At 39.9% G+C, this 17,993-nt stretch carries 14 protein-coding genes and 1 pseudogene; 6 read left to right on the top strand and 9 right to left on the bottom strand.

Annotation, left to right across the window (positions count from 1 at the left end):
- The first annotated feature begins 653 nt into the window (after window positions 1–653).
- Both KFV02_RS08095 and KFV02_RS08100 read left to right on the top strand, forming a co-directional pair.
- Complete coding sequence (locus KFV02_RS08095) at window positions 654–3,338, top strand: HDOD domain-containing protein (RefSeq protein WP_252381043.1); 2,685 nt, start codon at window positions 654–656, stop codon at window positions 3,336–3,338.
- A complete protein-coding gene (locus KFV02_RS08100) occupies window positions 3,338–4,696 on the top strand; it encodes a MinD/ParA family protein (RefSeq protein ID WP_252381044.1) in 1,359 nt (452 codons plus the stop codon). The genes KFV02_RS08095 and KFV02_RS08100 overlap by 1 nt, the downstream gene beginning before the upstream one ends.
- A 489-nt stretch (window positions 4,697–5,185) precedes the next feature.
- On the opposite strand, the gene KFV02_RS08105 is transcribed toward KFV02_RS08100, so the two are convergent.
- From KFV02_RS08105 to KFV02_RS08140, 8 genes are all read right to left on the bottom strand, one after another.
- Window positions 5,186–5,908: a tRNA1(Val) (adenine(37)-N6)-methyltransferase gene (locus KFV02_RS08105; RefSeq protein ID WP_252381045.1), complete on the bottom strand. Its 723-nt coding sequence runs from the start codon at window positions 5,906–5,908 to the stop codon at window positions 5,186–5,188.
- 80 nt (window positions 5,909–5,988) lie between these two features.
- Window positions 5,989–7,209, bottom strand: coding sequence for a DUF1015 domain-containing protein (locus KFV02_RS08110; protein WP_252381046.1), 1,221 nt, complete (start codon window positions 7,207–7,209; stop codon window positions 5,989–5,991).
- Window positions 7,210–7,378: 169 nt separating this feature from the next.
- Window positions 7,379–8,920, bottom strand: a complete 1,542-nt coding sequence (gene murJ, locus KFV02_RS08115; protein WP_252381047.1) for a murein biosynthesis integral membrane protein MurJ — start codon at window positions 8,918–8,920, stop codon at window positions 7,379–7,381.
- 24 nt (window positions 8,921–8,944) lie between these two features.
- Complete coding sequence (locus KFV02_RS08120) at window positions 8,945–9,655, bottom strand: ABC transporter ATP-binding protein (protein WP_252381048.1); 711 nt, start codon at window positions 9,653–9,655, stop codon at window positions 8,945–8,947.
- A gap of 13 nt (window positions 9,656–9,668) precedes the next feature.
- Window positions 9,669–10,424: an ABC transporter ATP-binding protein gene (locus tag KFV02_RS08125; protein WP_252381049.1), complete on the bottom strand. Its 756-nt coding sequence runs from the start codon at window positions 10,422–10,424 to the stop codon at window positions 9,669–9,671.
- Window positions 10,425–10,514: 90 nt separating this feature from the next.
- On the bottom strand, window positions 10,515–11,471 hold the full coding sequence (locus tag KFV02_RS08130; protein WP_252381050.1) for a branched-chain amino acid ABC transporter permease: 957 nt from the start codon (window positions 11,469–11,471) through the stop codon (window positions 10,515–10,517).
- Window positions 11,468–12,331, bottom strand: coding sequence for a branched-chain amino acid ABC transporter permease (locus KFV02_RS08135; RefSeq protein WP_252381051.1), 864 nt, complete (start codon window positions 12,329–12,331; stop codon window positions 11,468–11,470). The genes KFV02_RS08130 and KFV02_RS08135 overlap by 4 nt, the downstream gene beginning before the upstream one ends.
- A 296-nt stretch (window positions 12,332–12,627) precedes the next feature.
- On the bottom strand, window positions 12,628–13,824 hold the full coding sequence (locus KFV02_RS08140) for an amino acid ABC transporter substrate-binding protein (RefSeq protein WP_252381052.1): 1,197 nt from the start codon (window positions 13,822–13,824) through the stop codon (window positions 12,628–12,630).
- A 673-nt stretch (window positions 13,825–14,497) separates the two neighbouring features.
- Here KFV02_RS08140 and KFV02_RS11515 point away from each other — a divergent pair.
- The 4 genes and pseudogenes from KFV02_RS11515 to KFV02_RS11520 all read left to right on the top strand — a co-directional run bounded on the left by KFV02_RS11515 (window position 14,498) and on the right by KFV02_RS11520 (window position 16,922).
- The gene (locus KFV02_RS11515; RefSeq protein ID WP_353617323.1) at window positions 14,498–14,593 is read left to right on the top strand and encodes an ATP-binding protein; all 96 of its coding nucleotides are present in this window, start codon (window positions 14,498–14,500) and stop codon (window positions 14,591–14,593) included.
- Between the two features lie 83 nt (window positions 14,594–14,676).
- Window positions 14,677–14,916 carry a hypothetical protein gene (locus KFV02_RS08150; protein ID WP_252381053.1) on the top strand — a complete coding sequence of 80 codons (240 nt, stop codon included), beginning with the start codon at window positions 14,677–14,679 and terminating at the stop codon, window positions 14,914–14,916.
- Window positions 14,917–15,020: 104 nt separating this feature from the next.
- Window positions 15,021–15,206, top strand: a pseudogene (locus KFV02_RS08155) (hypothetical protein); the annotation flags it as partial.
- Between the two features lie 219 nt (window positions 15,207–15,425).
- Window positions 15,426–16,922 (top strand): methyl-accepting chemotaxis protein, encoded by a 1,497-nt coding sequence (locus KFV02_RS11520; RefSeq protein ID WP_252381055.1) that lies wholly within the window; start codon window positions 15,426–15,428, stop codon window positions 16,920–16,922.
- 151 nt (window positions 16,923–17,073) lie between these two features.
- On the opposite strand, the gene KFV02_RS08165 is transcribed toward KFV02_RS11520, so the two are convergent.
- Window positions 17,074–17,853, bottom strand: a complete 780-nt coding sequence (locus KFV02_RS08165; RefSeq protein ID WP_252381056.1) for an NERD domain-containing protein — start codon at window positions 17,851–17,853, stop codon at window positions 17,074–17,076.
- Window positions 17,854–17,993 lie beyond the last annotated feature (140 nt).

Here is a 17,993-nt window from a genome sequence, read left to right on the forward strand (position 1 = left end):
TAATTTTTTCCAACCTTGGCCTAGATACTGGAAATAACCTTAATATTCAAGCTGCATACATCCTTTATCGGTAGGAGCCTCGGGGGATCCAAAAAATGTGGTTGTTATGATACGATTTGACGAAGTTTTTGCTCTAAAGTAATTGGCTAATTTTCTTGGCTATTTATGGGATTGGAATATTTTCAACTCGAGCAAAGACACTTGTTGTTCGTTAATCAATTAAGGAAAGCTTTGCTCGGCTAGGCCTTTTAAATGGTCTGTTACCAGACAGTCTATGGGGTACTATCCGATCGCTGCACTTTGGTTGAGTAGGTGAGTGGTTGAGTAGGTAGGATGGTAAAAGGAAAAGGCTATCGGCTATCCTTGTAACCTCAATGTCATTTTGAGACTTACTAAATAAGTGCCCTTACTAGTACTTGAAGAATAAAATATTTTCAAAGCCACGGAGTAGTTTTCTGTCTCTCTGCTTCAGCTTAATCAAGAAAAACATCAATTCTCGTTGCAAGCAGAATGTAATAAACGATGAATAATCCTGGATAAATGCATCAAAAATCTATAATGTTGGCTACCTTTGAATGTAGGATTTACTTTGAGGGGTAAAGCATAATTAGAAAAATTTGGCCGTTAGATTTTTGTCTTTGGAGGAGATATTTATGAATAGTAATTTGGGCAGAAAGTTAGAAAATAAGGCTGTCCAAAATGCCAATTTGAGGCAGATCGTCAAACGAATTGACGATCTGCCTGTTGTTCCGGCTGTAGCAATCCAGGCTTTGAAACTCTCTCTTCAAGATGATGTTGACCTTAAAAAGCTTGGACAGGTTGTTGAAACAGATGCTGTTTTAACCGCCAAAATCTTGAAGCTAGTCAATAAGGCTTCCATGGGATTGAGTCAAAAAAAGGTGATTTCAGTTCAACAGGCAATTAATCTGATTGGCTTGAATGCCTTGCGCAGTGCCCTGTTAGGAGTAATGATCAAGGAATATTTAGTTGGAGATGATAAGATTGTTTCTAAAAATTATAAAGAATTATGGGCGCATAATTTGTTATGTGCCATTTTGGCCCAGGAAATTGCACAAAAAACGTATCCTGAGTTGAAAAACACCTCCTTTGTGGCTGGACTACTTCACGACATGGGTAAGTCAGTCATTATGGATGTCTTTCCGGAGAAATATGAGCAGATAAAAGAGAGTCAAGATAAACTTAAGATATCCCAGTTTGAAGCCGAACAAAAGCTCTTGGGAACCAACCATTCTTTGGTAGGAAAGATTTTGGCCAAGAATTGGAAACTTCCTGAAGAATTCATTGATTGTATATGGTTTCATCATCAGCCAATAGATTCTATCCAATGCCTGGAGGCAGGAAAGGAGCTCATTTATATTGTAATTATGGCTGATATCCTGGCCCATGAGATTTTTTGTGATCAATCTCTAAGTCGGGATACTGCGATTTGTCTTGATAAGTTAAAGAAAATTTTACGTTTAAATGACCAGGAAATTGAACAAATTAAATTAGAAGGGGCCAAGACTTATTCTGAAAAGGCAGGTCTTTTTTCTTTAGATAGTGATTTTTACAAAATTTTTCATGAAATTATCCAACGTGCCAATAAAAAATTGTCAGAAATGGCCTTGGAGGTGGAACATAAAAATGTTCAGCTTGCCCGGACCAATAAAATCCTTCAACTTGCCCACAATCTGAGTCTCAATCTGACTTCTGTCCTGACGTTGCAGGAGTTGTTTCAGGGAGTGGTTAAGGCTTTTCAATGTGTTCCGGATATTCAGGTAGGGATAATTTATATAATCGATTTGGATACCAGGGAGTTAGAAGGACAGATATGGTTAGATTCGCATCGTACAAGAAATTTACTCTGTTTTTTAGATAAAGAAGGGATACCGGTCTGGGAACATGATGACCAGAGCATACCCGAGGAGTTAAAAAGAGCCATTTGTATGTATAAAGCCCGCTCCGGTAGTGATGTCTCAAAAGTTAGCTATGATTTCTCTCCTCCGTTTCATATATTCAATTTTTGCACTAAAAAAAGTTTGATTGGAGAACTATGTTTAGTTTTTAAAAAGGGCCTGAATGAACTCTATTCGCGCGAAAAGTTAATCTTTAATCAAGTCTCTAATCTCATTGCTTCAACTTTGGAAAGGATTTTTATCTATGAAAAGCTGGAAAAGCGCTCTGAAGAATTAAGTCAGGCCTTGTGGCGGAATCAACAGATAAACTTACAATTACTGCAAACTGAGCGATTGGCTGCAGTTGGTCAATTGGCAGCTGGAGCAGCCCATGAGATCAACAACCCTCTGGCAATAATTTCTGCCAGGGCTCAACTTTTACAGTTTAAAGAAACTGACGCCAAGAAAAAGAAAGAGTTGGCTCTTATAACAGAACAAATTGAGAGAATAAGCCGTATTTTGTCCAGCTTAATGGATTTTGCTCGCCCAAGTCCGCCTAAGTTGACAGATGTAAATCTGCATGAGATTTTGGATAAAGTTTTAGAATTCGTTAGTAATGGGCTAAAAAAGCATAATATATCTATTATTAAGAATTATGATAAGAATTTGCCAGTAATCAAAGCTGATCCTGCCCAGTTGGAGCAGGTTTTTTTGAATTTATGTATCAATGCACAGCATGCTATGGAGAAATCTGGGGGTAACTTGACTCTGGTTACCGAACATTCAGAAGACGGGCAAAATGTAATCATTAAAATCATAGACCAAGGAGAAGGAATTCCTAAAGAAAACTTAAATAAAATTTTCGATCCTTTTTTTACGACCAAGGAGGAGGGAAAAGGGACAGGGCTTGGGTTGTCTACTTCATTTGGAATTATCAACAATCATTTTGGAACTATAAGAATTGATAGTGAAGTGGGTAAAGGGACTACAATTACCATCGAATTACCGGTCAATATTGAGAGTTTGAGACCTGTCGATCAGGATATTTTGGATGCAAAATTAAAGGCTGTTGGAGGAGTCAAACCTAAAGTTTTGGTTGTCGATGACGAGGAGCATATTCGAGACATCCTCAAGGAGACTTTAGAGGGCGAGAATATGCTTGTGGATACAGCCGACAACGGCCAGGAAGGTTTAGAAAAATTGTTGACAGAGAAGTATGATCTCCTTCTTTTAGATATAAGGATGCCTTTGCGGGACGGGTTGTCGTTGCTGCGGGAAATAAAAAAGCGAGACAAGTCTTTACCAGTTATAGTCATAACAGGTATGGCTACTCATGAAGAGATGGAAGAGGCGCTTGCTCATGGTTCCTGTAAATGTATACGAAAACCTTTTCATATCAAAACACTTTTAGAGGAGATTCATAAGTCTCTAACCGGAGAGTAATGGCAGATTCTAAAACCAGGATTATTTCCATCGCCAGCGGAAAAGGAGGGGTGGGGAAAACCTCGTTGGCCCTCAATCTCTCTTGGGCTTTAGCTCACTTGGGTCACAAGGTATGTCTTTTGGATGCTGACCTTGGCCTGGCCAACGTGGATGTTTTGCTTAAGATAACACCACGATTTACTTTGGAAGATGTAATCCTTAATAATTTACCCTTGTCCAAGGCTTTAAACAGCGTACATCCACGTTTGGATGTTATTTCAGGGGGCTCAGGGGTGGCGGCTTTGGCTGATTTGTCCAGAGAAAAACGCATCTATCTGGTTGAGCAGTTTAAATCTCTACAGGACTATGATTTTATAATTTTAGATAATTCACCGGGAATTAATAGCCAGGTTATATCTTTTTGTCTTGCTTCCAAGGAAATAGTTGTTGTTATAACCCCTGAACCAACTTCTATTACTGATGCTTATGCTTTGACTAAGGTATTGAAAAGTAAGGGTTTGCAATTTCCACCTCTTCTGCTCTTTAATCGGGTAAGGCCAGATATTAACGTTTTAACTATTTTTGAAAAGTTAAATAATACCAGTAAAAAATTTTTAAATATTCCCCTGTTGTTTTTAGGAGAAGTAAGTGAGGATCAAATTTTTGCCCAGGCCATAAATGAAGGTCGTCCTATTCTGGAATTAGATAAGACAGGGGAGAGCTCACAAAGTATTTTGGCCATTGCCAGACGGCTTGCTCAGAGACCTCGTTCCAGATTATTTCAAACAAAGCCAGAGGAGTTTTGGGAAAAGTCTGTTATAAATTATTTGTGTGAACAGGACCAAAGCATTGCGTCGGGCTGTAAATCAGAAAGTTTATCCATTCAAGACTCAGTAAAAAAGATTGAACTTTTAGTGCATGATTTGTCGAACCTTGATTCAGTTAGATTAGCTGAAGTTAATGACTTAAAAAGACGCCTCGCTGCAATTGAGGCCAAACTGAAAGATGTGATGAGCAAAATATCAGAGGGCGAGGATAAAAGTGGTCTTATTCCCATTGGCCTAATTTGCCCAGACTCCTATATGCGAGAGACATTGGAATATCTTCTGAAGGAGCAAGGATATTTAGGAATTAATTTAATGACCGAAAAAAATAAGGACATTAATCTCTATATAGCTTGTCTGCAACGCTATGAGCCAAAGATAATAAATCTTTTAAAAGAGTTAAAAAGTGTCCCCTGTATCTGGTTAGCTGAATTTTCGGAAGATATACCCTTTTGGGTTCAGGATTTAAATGTTGTGAAAGTCTTTAAAAAGCCTTTTGATGTACAAAATATTTTTCAGGCCATGGTAGAAACTTTGCAAGGCAAGATTGTTTAGCTTCGAACTTGTACCTGAATTGAGCGATTTTTTTGCAGTTCAAACCTTGAGATTGTTTCGCTTCACTTTTTTTCGCTCGCAATGACAAATTTCGCCCCTGTCATTGCGAGGGCAGCGAAGCCGCCCGTGGCAATCTCACCCATTTGGATGATAATCTATGACTCAATATTATTGATTTATAGAGTCTGTGGCTCAACCCTATTTTGACTACCGATTAGAAATCCTGGTTTCTTGAAAGCCTTGCAAAGGGCTGGGTAAACCATCTTAGCGAAGCTTGCGGATAAGCAGAGCATCGGGGTGACAAAGCTAAATATCTGGGACTATTTGCCATAACTATCGACAATAAAAAGACTGTTCATTTATCCCAAATGTACCATTATGCTCTGCCCGCAAGCAAGCTATAGATGGGTCCAGGCATTTGCACCAGCTTGCAGGATTGAAAAAAAATTATGAAAAATTGTCCGCTGAGTAAGGTTTGGCCACAGGCTTTTATAAAAATTGACAAAATTCTCTAGCCTGGTCAGTTAATATATTGGCAGGTCCATCCTTATACAGGATAAGGGGTGGTTCAAGACAAAGACCGGGACCACCATTTTTTACGGCTTGTAGAAGAAAAAGTTTGGCCGGCTTATTCATGCGACCATATACGGGACGCATTTTTTTTGGAGTTAACCTGTTTGCTTTTAGTTCCGTCATCACTTCAGCCAGCCTTTCTGCCAAATAGATAATCCCGACCATTTTTTTGTTTTTAACTGCAAACCTGGCTGCTTGGACAAAAGTATTCAGCGTGGCTGAGGTCTCAAAGCGGGCAATGTTTTTTTCTTTATATGGGGATATTCTGCCCTGGCCATGGGGGCGATAAGGCGGGTTCATCAAGACCAGGTCAAAGCTTTCCGCCTCAACCGAACTGCGGTTGATCTGTTTAATATCCAGGAGAAGGGTCTGGTACCTGTCTTTAACGCCCAAGTTTTTAGCGTTTTCCTCGGCGCAAGAGATCATTTGTGGATCACAGTCCACACCTGTTACCTTCAGATTTAGATCGGGATTGGCTAGTATTATGCCCAGTCCAATAATTCCGCAGCCACACCCCAAGTCCAGAATTTTCCAACCCTCTCCGGGACGAATAAAGGTGGATAGAAGCAAGGCGTCAACAGAAAAGCGAAAACCCTTCTCAGGTTGCTTGAGGCCGCGGGGGAAGTGTTTAATGTTCAAAGTTCAAGGGTCAAGGTTCAAGGTTCAATGTTTAATGTTCAAGGTTGTCTTTCGCCTTTAGCCCATAGCCTTTCGCTTTTTTAATGCCAGAGATAAAAAAGCAGTCCGGTTGGCAGTTTAGGGTAAAAATAGGTGGATTTTCTGGGCATAACCTGACCGGACTGACAAACAGTCTGTAAAATAGACATGGACACAGGTTTCAATAAAAAGGCGGCCTGGATATTTCCCTGGTCAACCTTGGTTATGGCTTCGGAGGCAAAGGGAGTATAGCTCAAGAAACTTCCCGAAGAGAGTTCCTGCTCAGTGAGCCCCAGGGTTTGACGCAAAAAATATTTATCTAAAACATGGGCTCCGATCTGATCAAAGGTGTTTTTTGACTCGCCTTTTGGTTGCAGGAGGTAGTAGCTTCCAGGAATGTAAAGGATACAACCGGCAGGATTTGTGATGTTGTCTAAGCTGTCCTGATGGTCAACTTTTTGGATAGAATAATTTTTCTCGGCTATTTTTAAGATTTCCTGCCAAGAATACATCTTTTCCCAGGACAGCATGCGATGGTACGGGAAAATCTCCAAACCAGGTGAGGAGATATTGCTCAAGTAGGTAAATACATAATCCCAAGGTTTAGGGTCTTCTATGGTGCCAGGACCTTGTTCCTGCTGAAATTTCAAGGCTGTTTCGTATCGATGATGACCGTCGGCAATATAAATTTTCTGGTTCTCGAGCAAACTGGCAATTTTTTCATTTTCTTTTTTCGGGACGAGCCAAAGCCGGTGGCGGATATTTTCCTCCTGAACAAAGTCAACTATGGGAACACTATTTTGAAGTTCACTGCCTATTTTGGTAAGGGTAAGCTCCGGATCATCATAAATTCCAAAAATAGGGCTTAACTGGCCCCCGGTAGCCCTCATTAGTTTTAACCGGTCAGCCTTGGCTTTAGGATAGGTCTGTTCATGAGGGAAGACCTGCCCTTGCCCAAAAGGGGTTAATCTCAGACCTCCCAGTATCCCCCACCTGGTATGTGTTTTACCGTCTACAGTATAATCAGTGGCCAGAATATAGAAGTGGGGATCATTGGTTTTAGAGATAATTCTTTCAGCTTTCCAGGCGGTTAAGATGTTCGCGGCTTGATCATAACTTTCTGGTAAGTCTATATGCACGGCATTATACGGGCTTTGTTTGGCCAGGTTCTGGCGAGCAGGAGCAGATAGGACATCATAAGGGGGAGCTATAACCTGCTCAGGTTTTAAGGCTGGATTGGACCAAGAATAAGAATAAAAGTTTAAAGGTATAAATTGGGGCATTTGACAATAACTCTCCTTGTTAAATTTTAAGTAGGAGCGCTGCTAGTGAGCGCGGTCCTGCTTTTTAGCCACACATATCTCTGGCTTAAGGGTTGAGGAACACTCACAGGATGTTTGTTCGATACCAATATCAATTGAGGAAGTAAACCAGCACATATTGTCCCGGGAATCATGGATTACGGATTAAAGCTCGCCATAAAATTTGGCCGGGGGAAATTTTTAACAGCAAACTGGAATAAAAATAACCCAAGGCCCAGAGTGGGATAGACAAAAGTGCTATCCATTGAAAACTGGCCAGGGCTGTTACGCCGGCAAGAAGCGCAAAACTTAAAAGAATCATTTTTAAGATTTCACCAGCCCCTGTAAACCAGGGACCGATTTTTTTGCGTAAATAAAAACCCAGGAGCAGAACATTGACCCAGGAGGAGATGCTTACAGCTAAAGCCAGCCCAACATGAACTAGTTTTTGCATCAGAAAGTAGCCTAGAGTTATATTGATAAGCATACATATAAAAGCAATTTTAACTGGAGTTTTTGTATCTTCTAAAGAGTAAAAAGCTGAAATTATAGACCTAACACAGGAAAAGGCCGGAAGACCAATGCAATATCCAACCAGAGCGTTGGCAGTGGCCTGGACTGCATGCGATGAAAACGCGCCATGGCCAAAGAGAACTTTGACTAGTGGATAACTTAGCCCAATAAGACCAGCAGTGGCTGGCAGACTGATAAACAGAGTTAAGCTCAAGGATGAGTTTAAGGTATTTTTAAAAGCATCCATGTTTTGTTTAGTGGCCAGTTCGGATAAAGAAGGCAGTGCTGCAGTGCTTACGGCTACTCCAAAGACCCCCAGTGGAAACTGGACCAGGCGGTCGGCATAATAAAGATAGGAGATGGATCCCAGAGGTAAAAAAGAGGCCAGTATAGTGCTAAAAACTATATTTAATTGATAGACAGCAGCCCCCACAATGGTAGGCAGCATTAAGTGGCCTATTTTTTTTACGCCTTTATTTCGCAAGTCAAATGGACCCTTCCATTTAAAACCAATGGTTCGGAGGAAAGGCTGCTGCAGGAGCCATTGACCAAGGCCTGCTACCAGTACCCCGATAGATAGAAATAAAGGGACGCTGTCGCTGCTTAGATGTAAGAAGTAGGCCAGCAGGGCAAAGGAGATGAGAACAATGTTCAGGATTGAGGGGGCCAGTGACGGGGCCAGGAAGTGATTCATGGAATTTAATATACCCATGCATAGGGCAACAGAAGAAATAAAAATAATATAGGGAAAACAGATGCGCACAAGCCTCACAGTCAAGGCAAACACCTCGGGATTTTTTTTGAATCCCGGGGCAATAATTGAGGTTATGGGGTTGGCTAAGAATATACTTAAGCAAACAATTATTCCCAGGATTATTAACAGCCAGACTTGAACAGAGCGGGCCAGTAAAAATGCCTGGCCCAAGCCTTGTTCGTTTTTGGTGCGGGTAAAGACCGGGACAAAGGCCATGGTCAGAGAGCCTTCTGCAAACAGGCGGCGCAACAAATTAGGCAGTCGAAAAGCTACAAAAAAGGCATCCGCAAAAGGGCCTGCGCCCAAGGCAAATGCAATGATTAGATCCCGGCCGAGACCAAGTATCCGGCTTATGAGGGTAGCCCCGGCCACCAGGCTGGCATTACGAGCCAGAGAATGGATAGAAGAACTTTGGCTTTTAGTCACGAATTACAAATCTTATAATTAAGTTTACATCCCAAGATATATTTTTTTGATTTCAGGGTTTGTTAACAGGGCTTCTGATTTGCCCTCCATGGCGATCCTTCCCGTATCCAGGACATAAGCATAGTGGGAATTTTCAAGGGCTAATTGCACATCCTGTTCTACCAGAAGAACAGTATTACCCTCTTTGTTTATACTGTGAACTATTTCGATCAGGTTATCCACTATTAATGGTGCAAGACCTAAAGACATTTCGTCCACCAAAAAAACAGTTGGCCGACCCATCAGGCCTCTGGCCATGGCCACCATTTGCTGTTCCCCGCCGGAAAGGGAGCCGGCCTTTTGTTTTCTCCTTTCCTTTAGTCTGGGGAATAGAGTATAGACATGTTCCAGGTCTTTGGGAATTTCAGGATCTTTTTTGCGGTGATATGCACCCATCAGAAGATTTTCTTCCACTGTCATTTCAGGAAACAGCCTTCTTCCTTCGGGCACATGGATGATTCCCCTTTTTACAATTTCATCGGAAGGCAGTCCTTTTAATGACTCTCCATTGTAAATGATATCTCCTTTTTGATAACTCAATAATCCGGACAATGTCTTCAAAAAGGTTGTTTTCCCGGCACCGTTGGAACCGACAAGAGCAACAATGGAACCCTTTTCTATTTTCAGATTAATATCCCACAAAACCTGAACATCTCCGTAAGAGACGTCTAAGTCTTTTACTTCTATCAGGGCCATTTTATCTCCTTTATTACGCTGCCAATTGTTTATACCTTTTCCCAAGGTAGGCCTTAATCACTTTCTCGTCGTTCAATACCTTTTCCGGAGTACCTTCGGATATCTTTTCCCCATGGTGCAGGACAAAGATCCGATCGCATATGGCCTTGATCACACGCATTACATGCTCAATGACAAAAAGCGTTATGCCCTTTTCGCGGATTTTTAGCATCAGCTCGATAGCCTGGTCTGTTTCGCCGGGGTTTAAGCCGGCCATAACTTCATCAAAAAGGATTACCTCTGGTCCCATGGCCAGGGCTTTAGCCACTTCCAGCCTTTTTCTCGAAGCCACATTCAGGCTGTCGGCCTTTACGCTTTTATATTTCCCCAGACCAACGAAATCCACCACATCAGAGGCTATTTCCAGGGCTTGCTTTGTGTTACGCTGTTTACCTTTGCTGCCGAACATGGCGCCGACAGCCACATTTTCCAAAACTGTCATCCCTGGAAAGGGTTTGACAATCTGGTAAGTCCTGGCGACTCCCAACCTGCCGATCTGGTGGGGCTTGAGTCCCTTTATAGACTGGCCTTTGAAGAAGACATCGCCACTGGTTATGGAAATATTACCGGATATCATGTTTACCAGGGTAGTTTTGCCACTGCCATTGGGTCCGATCAGACCCAAAATTTCTCCTTTATAAAGCTCAAAGTCGACCTTGTTGTTGGCTCTAAGGCCACCGAAGTCTTTTGTTAGTTTTTCTCCCTTTAAAATAGGTTCTTTTTTTTCCATGATAAAATCCCTTTAATTCTCTATTTTCCCTATTTCCCCCATCAACCCATCAGCCCATTCACTCATCAGTCCATTCACCCATCCACACACTCACACTCTATGTTGCCTTATATTCTCCATGAAATAGGCCATGCCTATTTTTCTTTTTCCGCTTATAATATCGTATATTCCCTTGGGGGCGAACAGGATGGCAATAATGATTATTGTCCCGAAAAATAGTGTATGCGCGATAAGAAAGTGATTGGATAAGAACTCGGAGATTAATTCGATGGAAATTGCACCGATTAGGGGGCCGAAAAGGCTGCCAATACCTCCGAAAACAGCCATAACAATCATCTTTACTGTTACCCCGACATTAAAAACCGGTTCCGGTTTAATAAAGCCTTGCTGATAAGCATATATGCTTCCGGCCAGTCCGGTAAAGAAACCGCTCAGGCAAAAAGCAATGGTTTTGAAGAGGGTTGTGTTTATGCCGGCTGAGGCGGCCGCGTCCTCGTCTTCTCTTATGGCGATAAGTCCGTACCCTAGTTTGTTTTTCAAAATGAGGAAAGTAACAATAAGTAATACTGCTAATACCCCAAAGGATACAAAGTAGAAAAATTTGTATGTAACATCAACCGTGAAATCAGGCATGGGCAGATATAGTCCGGAATTGCCCTCTGTGATTTCCAGGTTCTGGACCAGTGCCTTCATTGCTTCGGCAACACCCAAAGTGGCGATAGCAAAATAATGTCCTTTAAGCCTAAGGACAGGCAATCCCATTAAAAGAGCAAACAAGGCGCATCCCAGACCGCTTAACAAAAGGGCGAGAAAGAAATTTATATTTAACAAGTTCATAAGCAGGGCGGTTAAATACGCTCCTATTCCGAAAAAGACTACGTTTCCGAATGAACCGTAGCCTGTATAACCCCCGATGAGGTTCCAGGAACTGGCCATTATAGCAAAAAGAATGATATCCGTACAAAACCTGATGATAAAGTTGCCTACAGTAAAAGGGATTGTCAAACCGACCAGGATCAATGCTATAATTAAAATATTTTTTTTCATCTTTGAGCTTTCCCCCCTAATATTCCTTTGGGCATAAAGATAAGGACCAGCACAAGTATGGTGAAACTGATCAGGTTTTCATAGGTTGAGCCGAACCAGTTAGTCCCGATGGCCTCAACAACGCCCAGGGTCAATCCGCCGATTAACGGACCCAGCATGGTCCCCAGTCCCCCGACTATGGTTACGACAAAGGATTTCAGAGTAAGGTGACCTCCCATGATCGGATTGACAGGAAACAAGATGGCCCACAAGGTTCCTGCGGCTGCTGCCAGGCTCGTGCCTATGGCATAGGTTATGGCATAGATATTGGACACTTTAACACCGGCCAGTTTTGCTGCTTCTATATCCTGGGATGTAGCCCTGATAGCCCTCCCCAGCCGGGTTTTGTTCAAGACAATAAACAGGATGATACTGATTATTATTGCCAGGGCAAAGGCAGCTAGTCTTACATATGGAATTGTTGCTCCCATAAATTCAAAATTTGCCGCTGCATAGGCAACCTTGACCTTTCTTACATCGGCAGTCCACAAAATCAGAGCGGCGTTTATGATAAAAATTTCTATTCCGAAAGCCAAAAGCAGAGTGGTCAAAATTTCAGCTCTGATGACAAGATTGATCAGGTTTTTCTGGATTGCATAACCTATGAAAAACATAATGCCCATAGAGAAGACTAGACTGACAAAAGGGTCCATTCCCATCAGTTCAAATAGCCAGTACGATGTATAGGCCCCAAGCATAATAAACGCACCATGTGCGATGTTGATTATGTCCATAACCCCCCAGATAAGAGACATCCCAAGGGCCATAAGAGCATATAAACCACCTTTTAGTATCCCATTGATAATGACCTGCAAAAGCATATTTTTTCCCCTTTAAACTTGAACCGTCAATCGTGATACAAGATTTTTGGAAAGAGACTTTGAGCGCTTTTTAAGTAAGCCAATTATTCTTTTTTGCTATGAGAATTAAAAGAATAATTGGCCTGTTTTAACCATATTGCTGCAGGGGTCTCGAATCTTGAATAGACTAAACGTAAAGAGACGCCTGCTGTTTTTTGGGAATAATGAATAATTAAGGTAAGTTAGGTTTTGAGTTTGAAAAGACTCAAGAAATTGTCCGGTGGATGAACATCCACCGGACAATTATTTTGCTAGTCTTATCTCTCTTTCCACTTTGGAATGGGATATACTGGTTTTTTATATTCATGGGGATAGACTTCGTAGACACTGTTGTCCAATATTTGCAACACAACACTTGTGCCTTTTATCTGGCCATTGGGATTAAATTCAACACGACCGTAGATGGTATCCAGTTTTGTGGAGGCAATCATTTCCCTCACTTTTTCTCTGTCCAGAGTCCCGGCTCTTTCAATGGCATTTTTTATGACTGCTACACAAGCAATACCGGCAGCGTTGTGATAGTCAGGTTCATATCCGAATTTTTTTTCAAATATTTTAATAAACTCCTTTGTATCTTTGAAAATATATCCTTTGAAATTCATCTGGGTAGACCAGGAGGCTACTCCATAAATATAGTTTGCATCTTTGCCCAGGGCCTTTCTGAAATCAGCTTCAGAGGGACCAACGGTGAGACTGATCATTTTAGGATTAACGTCCAGTTCTTTTGCCTGCTGGGTGAAGTTCAGGGATTCTTCCGTGTGTCCGGCAACCAACACTACATCGGGGTTTTTGGCTTTTATTTTGGTCAACACTGAGGTGAAGTCAGATGTTCCTTCGGCATATTTTTCATAAATAACTACTTCATAGCCCATCTTTTCTGCGATCTTTTTTGTACCTTTTGCGACACTGACATCAAATTTATCATCGGCAAAAAGAATAGCTATTGTTTTTGGTACAGGGTTGACTGTTTTTAAAAATTCCAGGGTAGATTTAAAATACTCTCCGGCAGCAGGAAGCAATCCAAAGATATATTTATTTCCTCTGCTAAAAATTTTACCCGAAGCGCCGCCACCTTCTACCATAGGAACCCTATATCTTCTGGCAACAAGACTGTCAGGAATGGTGATACCGCTGCTGTATGGTCCAAGCAAAAAATCAACTTTGTCTTCACTGATTAATTTTTCTACCAGTCTGGAGCTTTCCGTGGCCTCGCTCTTGTCATCATAATATATAATTTCTAATTTATATCTTTTTCCTCCAATCTCAATGCCGCCTTTTTTGTTAATTTCTTCTACTGCTAAATTGTAGGCATCAACATAGAGTTTACCTGACCTGCTTTTCTTACCGGTAAATGAAATGGCACAGCCTAGTTTAATCACATCCTTTGCAAAGCTTAAACTTGAAAAGGAAATCAATAAGGCCAGGCAACCTAGAGTAACTAGAATTTTTTTCACCACTTCTACCTCCCTCTGGTTTAGACGTTTGTTTAAAGATTAAAGTAGATATTTTTGCCCTTGTATAATTTTTTTCTTAGATTTCAGGTTGTTACGGCAGGGAGAGATACATAGTATAATAAATTTTTATCATTTTGCAAAGATTTTAAGTAAATCAATTTATCCTGCCCTCGAAGGAGCAGATGTTTTTGCTTTTTGATTGCTAGTTGAAATTAAAGTTTAGGAGTTAAATTATTTCAATAAATTAAACGAACTAAAAAGAATTGCAGAGTCGTAAATTTGATTTTTTTCAGGCTCATCAAGGTAGTAGCCAATTTTTCTGAGCCTTTTAGTAAAAACTGCTTCAAAGTCGGAACTTTAATTATAGAAATATTTTTTTTGGTAAAGAAAATATATTTTCGGTAAATGGTTTATAGGAGCAGAGATTTGTTCTGAAAATAAGGGGTGTTAGCAGAGAAGTCGATATTTGAGAGAGCATGAGCGGTTCACAAACTTAGCCGGCGCCGGGCAGGGTGATTCTAGGAGTTGGTTTTCTGAGACTTTATTTCAAGGTATTCTTTTTTTTGTTTGAAATTTTTCATTGTAAATTGACCCACCAATGATAAGGAAGCCTCCTATCGTAGAGATAGGAGGGAAGAGAGGTGATAAACATGGAAGATAGGGTTACATTGAAATAGGCAAACATGCCGCATCTCTATTCTTTAAGCTCATTTCAAAAAGGTACGAAAAGACGTCAACCATAGTCACAACTAATAAACCTTCTGCTTGATGAATAGGGAGATATTTTTGGAGATGAAATCGTAGCTGCCGCCATCCTTGATAGTATGTAACACCACATGCACTGATATGGTTATGAAATACGTTGTTATGGATACATCATCCATAGGTCTTATATCTGTCATGTTTGACCGCCGCATCAGCATGCACAAACAGGTCATTGAGGATATAATAAAATTGTTTGGTAAAAGAAGGATTTTGCGCGGAGTAAGAAACAATGTGCGTTTGGCGGAGGTATTTAATGCTGGAAAAACCAAACAGATATTTTGCGCCCAAAAGAATTGGGGCGATGGATTATCATCTGCTGCCCGATGACATTGAAGCCCTCACCAACACAAACACCAACCAGGAAAGGTAAAGATGAAAAAAATAGTTGACTATTCAACTATCTGTTTTAATAAGCATGGAAAACTTTTTTAAAAGGGCGGGTTGCGATGTGCAAAGGGGCAAAGACGCCAGGGGAGGCCCTGGACGAACTCAACTCTGGTTGCAAACCAGACCTGATTATCACAGACATCAATGTACCTGTTATGGATGGCATGACCTTTATAAAAGAAATTCACAAAATAACAGGGTATAAGGGGGTAAATTTTTGCTCATTTTAATGCTCACTACCGAATCACAGCAAAGCAAACGTATAGAAGTCAAAAAGCAGGGGCAACCGGCTGGTTGGTCAAACCTGTCAAGGCGCAGGACTTATTGGCAGTAATCAAAAAGGTGTTGTCTTAATAAGTCTTAAGGACCTGATTATTTCCCAGGATCATTGAGGATCATTGCAGGCATTTCCCAAAAGACAGCTGGCAAAGAGCAAGAGGAGAGTTGTTGTGCACAAGAAAAATTGTTGGCAATGGCTTTTTTTCTGCTTTGCATCTGTATTATCATATCTTAGTGGATATGCAACCTTATTCATCCAAAATAAATATAATCTGCACTATTGCTGGTTTTTTATATTATTTATCTTGTTGATATTTTGTATTGCTTCACTATTAAAAAGGAAGTATGAAGAAGATAATAATGAAAAAGAGGAAAAAGAAAAGAAAGCGTTTCAGCTAATACAAAAAAATCTAAAAAATTTAAATATTGTTATAGACAAAGCGCTCAAATCGTTAAACTGTAATGATTTTAATGACAATCAACAGATAGTATTGCAATGCTGCTGCAATGGTAGTGAAAAAAGTATAGAGTATAACTATATTTTGTCTAATTTATATGAGATTTCATCAATTTTAGAAATTTTTATTGATAGGGTTAATCATATTGTAGTATTAAAACATCAGCTTGATGCCAACCATGCTCAGGAACTCACATCGTTGACCAACCAATATGCCACTATGGAACAAATCATAAAACAAATAGTTAACGAACTAGCTCTCATTAACAAGATTATTGTCATGCAACAAATTTCTATTACAGATAACACTGACGAAGCTGCCAAAGAAATTATCTCTCAATTAAACTCCATTGACAATGCAGTCCAGACTATTCTGACCATCGCTCGTGATGGCATTGAACAAATAAATCAAATCGTTGCCCAGGTATCTGACAAAGGAGCAACAACTTGGAATGATTTGATAAGTTCTCTTACCAGTCATGTTTATGACCAAATGCAGACTATTACCGACAATATAGCCAATGTTCAATCTGTATTCTCCGAAGTCAAGAATTTAGAAAAATTAATTGATGAAGTTAAACATATTGCTGACCAGACAAAACTGCTTTCCTTAAACGCCGCAATAGAGGCGGCTCGCGCTGGTGAGGCAGGCAGAGGTTTTGCAGTGGTGGCTGATGAAGTGCACAAGCTCTCCAGTCAGTCTCATGCAACAGCAGAGAAAATGAACAAAATGATTATGGGCCTTATAGAAAGCATAGAAAAACGTTTAAAAAATATTATGGCTGAAGCAACAAAACAGCAGTGGGAAAAAGCATTTGAGACCATCAAAAATCAGCTTAACCAGCTTTTTGAAGTCAACGAAAAAACCAACAGCATCTGCTCTCAGACAATGGGAAAGATGCAAGAACAAACTTCCCTGGCTGCGGATATGATCATGGAAGCCTTAAGTAGCATCCAGTTCCAGGACATCATCAGGCAAAAAACAGAAAATATCCAGCAGCTGTTAAATGAGGTAAACGATTATTTTAACAACCTGACAGAAGCCATTGGCACTCAGGAACCCTCAGAAATTGCTGCCCTGCCCATGCCCTCGGCAGATCAACTCAAGAAAAAATACAAGATGGCTGCTGAACGTAAGACCCACGCTTATGCCACAGGTGAAAGCTATTCACTTGATGAAGACGACGGTCCATCAATAGAACTATTTTAAAAATATATACCTTGTAGTTAGTTCAATGTTCGAATTTTTTTTAATTTGTGTAACAAGCGATGATAATTTGCTATACGGTTAATCTGGCTAAATTTTTAACTTTTGAAAATTAAAGAAAATCATTTTATTAGAACAATCATTGTCGGCCATATTAATTACTCAATTCGTTGTCTATATTACGAATAAACTTGCATTTTGGATAATTGGTGCATCCTATAAATTCTTTACCTTTAAACCGGCCTGTTTTTGCAATACGTCTAACCAGTTGATCGCCACATTTAGGACAAGTAGTTGAGTTGGTAGAATATGCTTTTTTTAAATTGTTTACATGTTGTATATCTGTTATTATGGAAGGTTTTAATTGAAATTTTTTAATAGTGCTAATAATATTTAGGACTTCTTCATCAGATAACAATATATATTTTTTAGATTTTATATAGTTAATATAGTTCCATCCATAAATAACATTTTCAGGCATTTGTGTTTTAAATTCGCTATCGCCAACGAAAACAACAATAGAATGAAAATAATGTTCAGGAAGATTTAATAACCTTTCAAGGACTTTGATATGCTTGTAATTTTGATGTAATGGATTTTGAAATTTATTTGTATGTTTATATATTTTTTGTGTCCATATTTTTTGGTTTAGACCACCAAATATCCATCCTTTCATGTTTTTAGTTTCTATAACAAAAATACCATAATTGGAAACGATTATATGGTCAATTTGAGTCGTAGCATTGTGATCATTGATGGTTATATTTTTTAAGATATGATACTGATTTTTATCAAGTGCAAAATATGCAGAAATATTAACTAGAAATTCTCCCAATTTGCCTTTAAAATAAGGCGATTTTAAGAAAGCAATAACTATTACAACAGGAAGAATATATAGAAATATGGAAAAAAATTGATTAAGCAAAATATGCATTATACTTCTTCTTGGCTCTCTATCGTTGTGATTAAGTGATTGGGTAAAATAACATTTCTGAGATGTTTTATCGCTTTAATTTGCTCTTTTTTTTGATAAAGATATAACTAAGTTAATAGCAAGGTAACTGAATGCGCCCT

Origin of the sequence: Desulfovulcanus ferrireducens (assembly GCF_018704065.1) — a bacterium.
GTDB lineage: Bacteria > Desulfobacterota > Desulfovibrionia > Desulfovibrionales > Desulfonatronovibrionaceae > Desulfovulcanus > Desulfovulcanus ferrireducens.

Bases quoted from the DNA above. Each gene is read 5' to 3' on its own strand.
- KFV02_RS08095 (WP_252381043.1), top strand. From the start codon at position 654: ATGAATAGTAATTTGGGCAGAAAGTTAGAAAATAAGGCTGTCCAAAAT.
- KFV02_RS08150 (WP_252381053.1), top strand. From the start codon at position 14,677: ATGAAATACGTTGTTATGGATACATCATCCATAGGTCTTATATCTGTC.
- KFV02_RS08165 (WP_252381056.1), bottom strand. From the start codon at position 17,853: ATGCATATTTTGCTTAATCAATTTTTTTCCATATTTCTATATATTCTT.
- KFV02_RS08135 (WP_252381051.1), bottom strand. From the start codon at position 12,331: ATGCTTTTGCAGGTCATTATCAATGGGATACTAAAAGGTGGTTTATAT.
- KFV02_RS08100 (WP_252381044.1), top strand. From the start codon at position 3,338: ATGGCAGATTCTAAAACCAGGATTATTTCCATCGCCAGCGGAAAAGGA.
- KFV02_RS08120 (WP_252381048.1), bottom strand. From the start codon at position 9,655: ATGGCCCTGATAGAAGTAAAAGACTTAGACGTCTCTTACGGAGATGTT.
- KFV02_RS08110 (WP_252381046.1), bottom strand. From the start codon at position 7,209: ATGCCCCAATTTATACCTTTAAACTTTTATTCTTATTCTTGGTCCAAT.
- KFV02_RS08125 (WP_252381049.1), bottom strand. From the start codon at position 10,424: ATGGAAAAAAAAGAACCTATTTTAAAGGGAGAAAAACTAACAAAAGAC.
- KFV02_RS08130 (WP_252381050.1), bottom strand. From the start codon at position 11,471: ATGAAAAAAAATATTTTAATTATAGCATTGATCCTGGTCGGTTTGACA.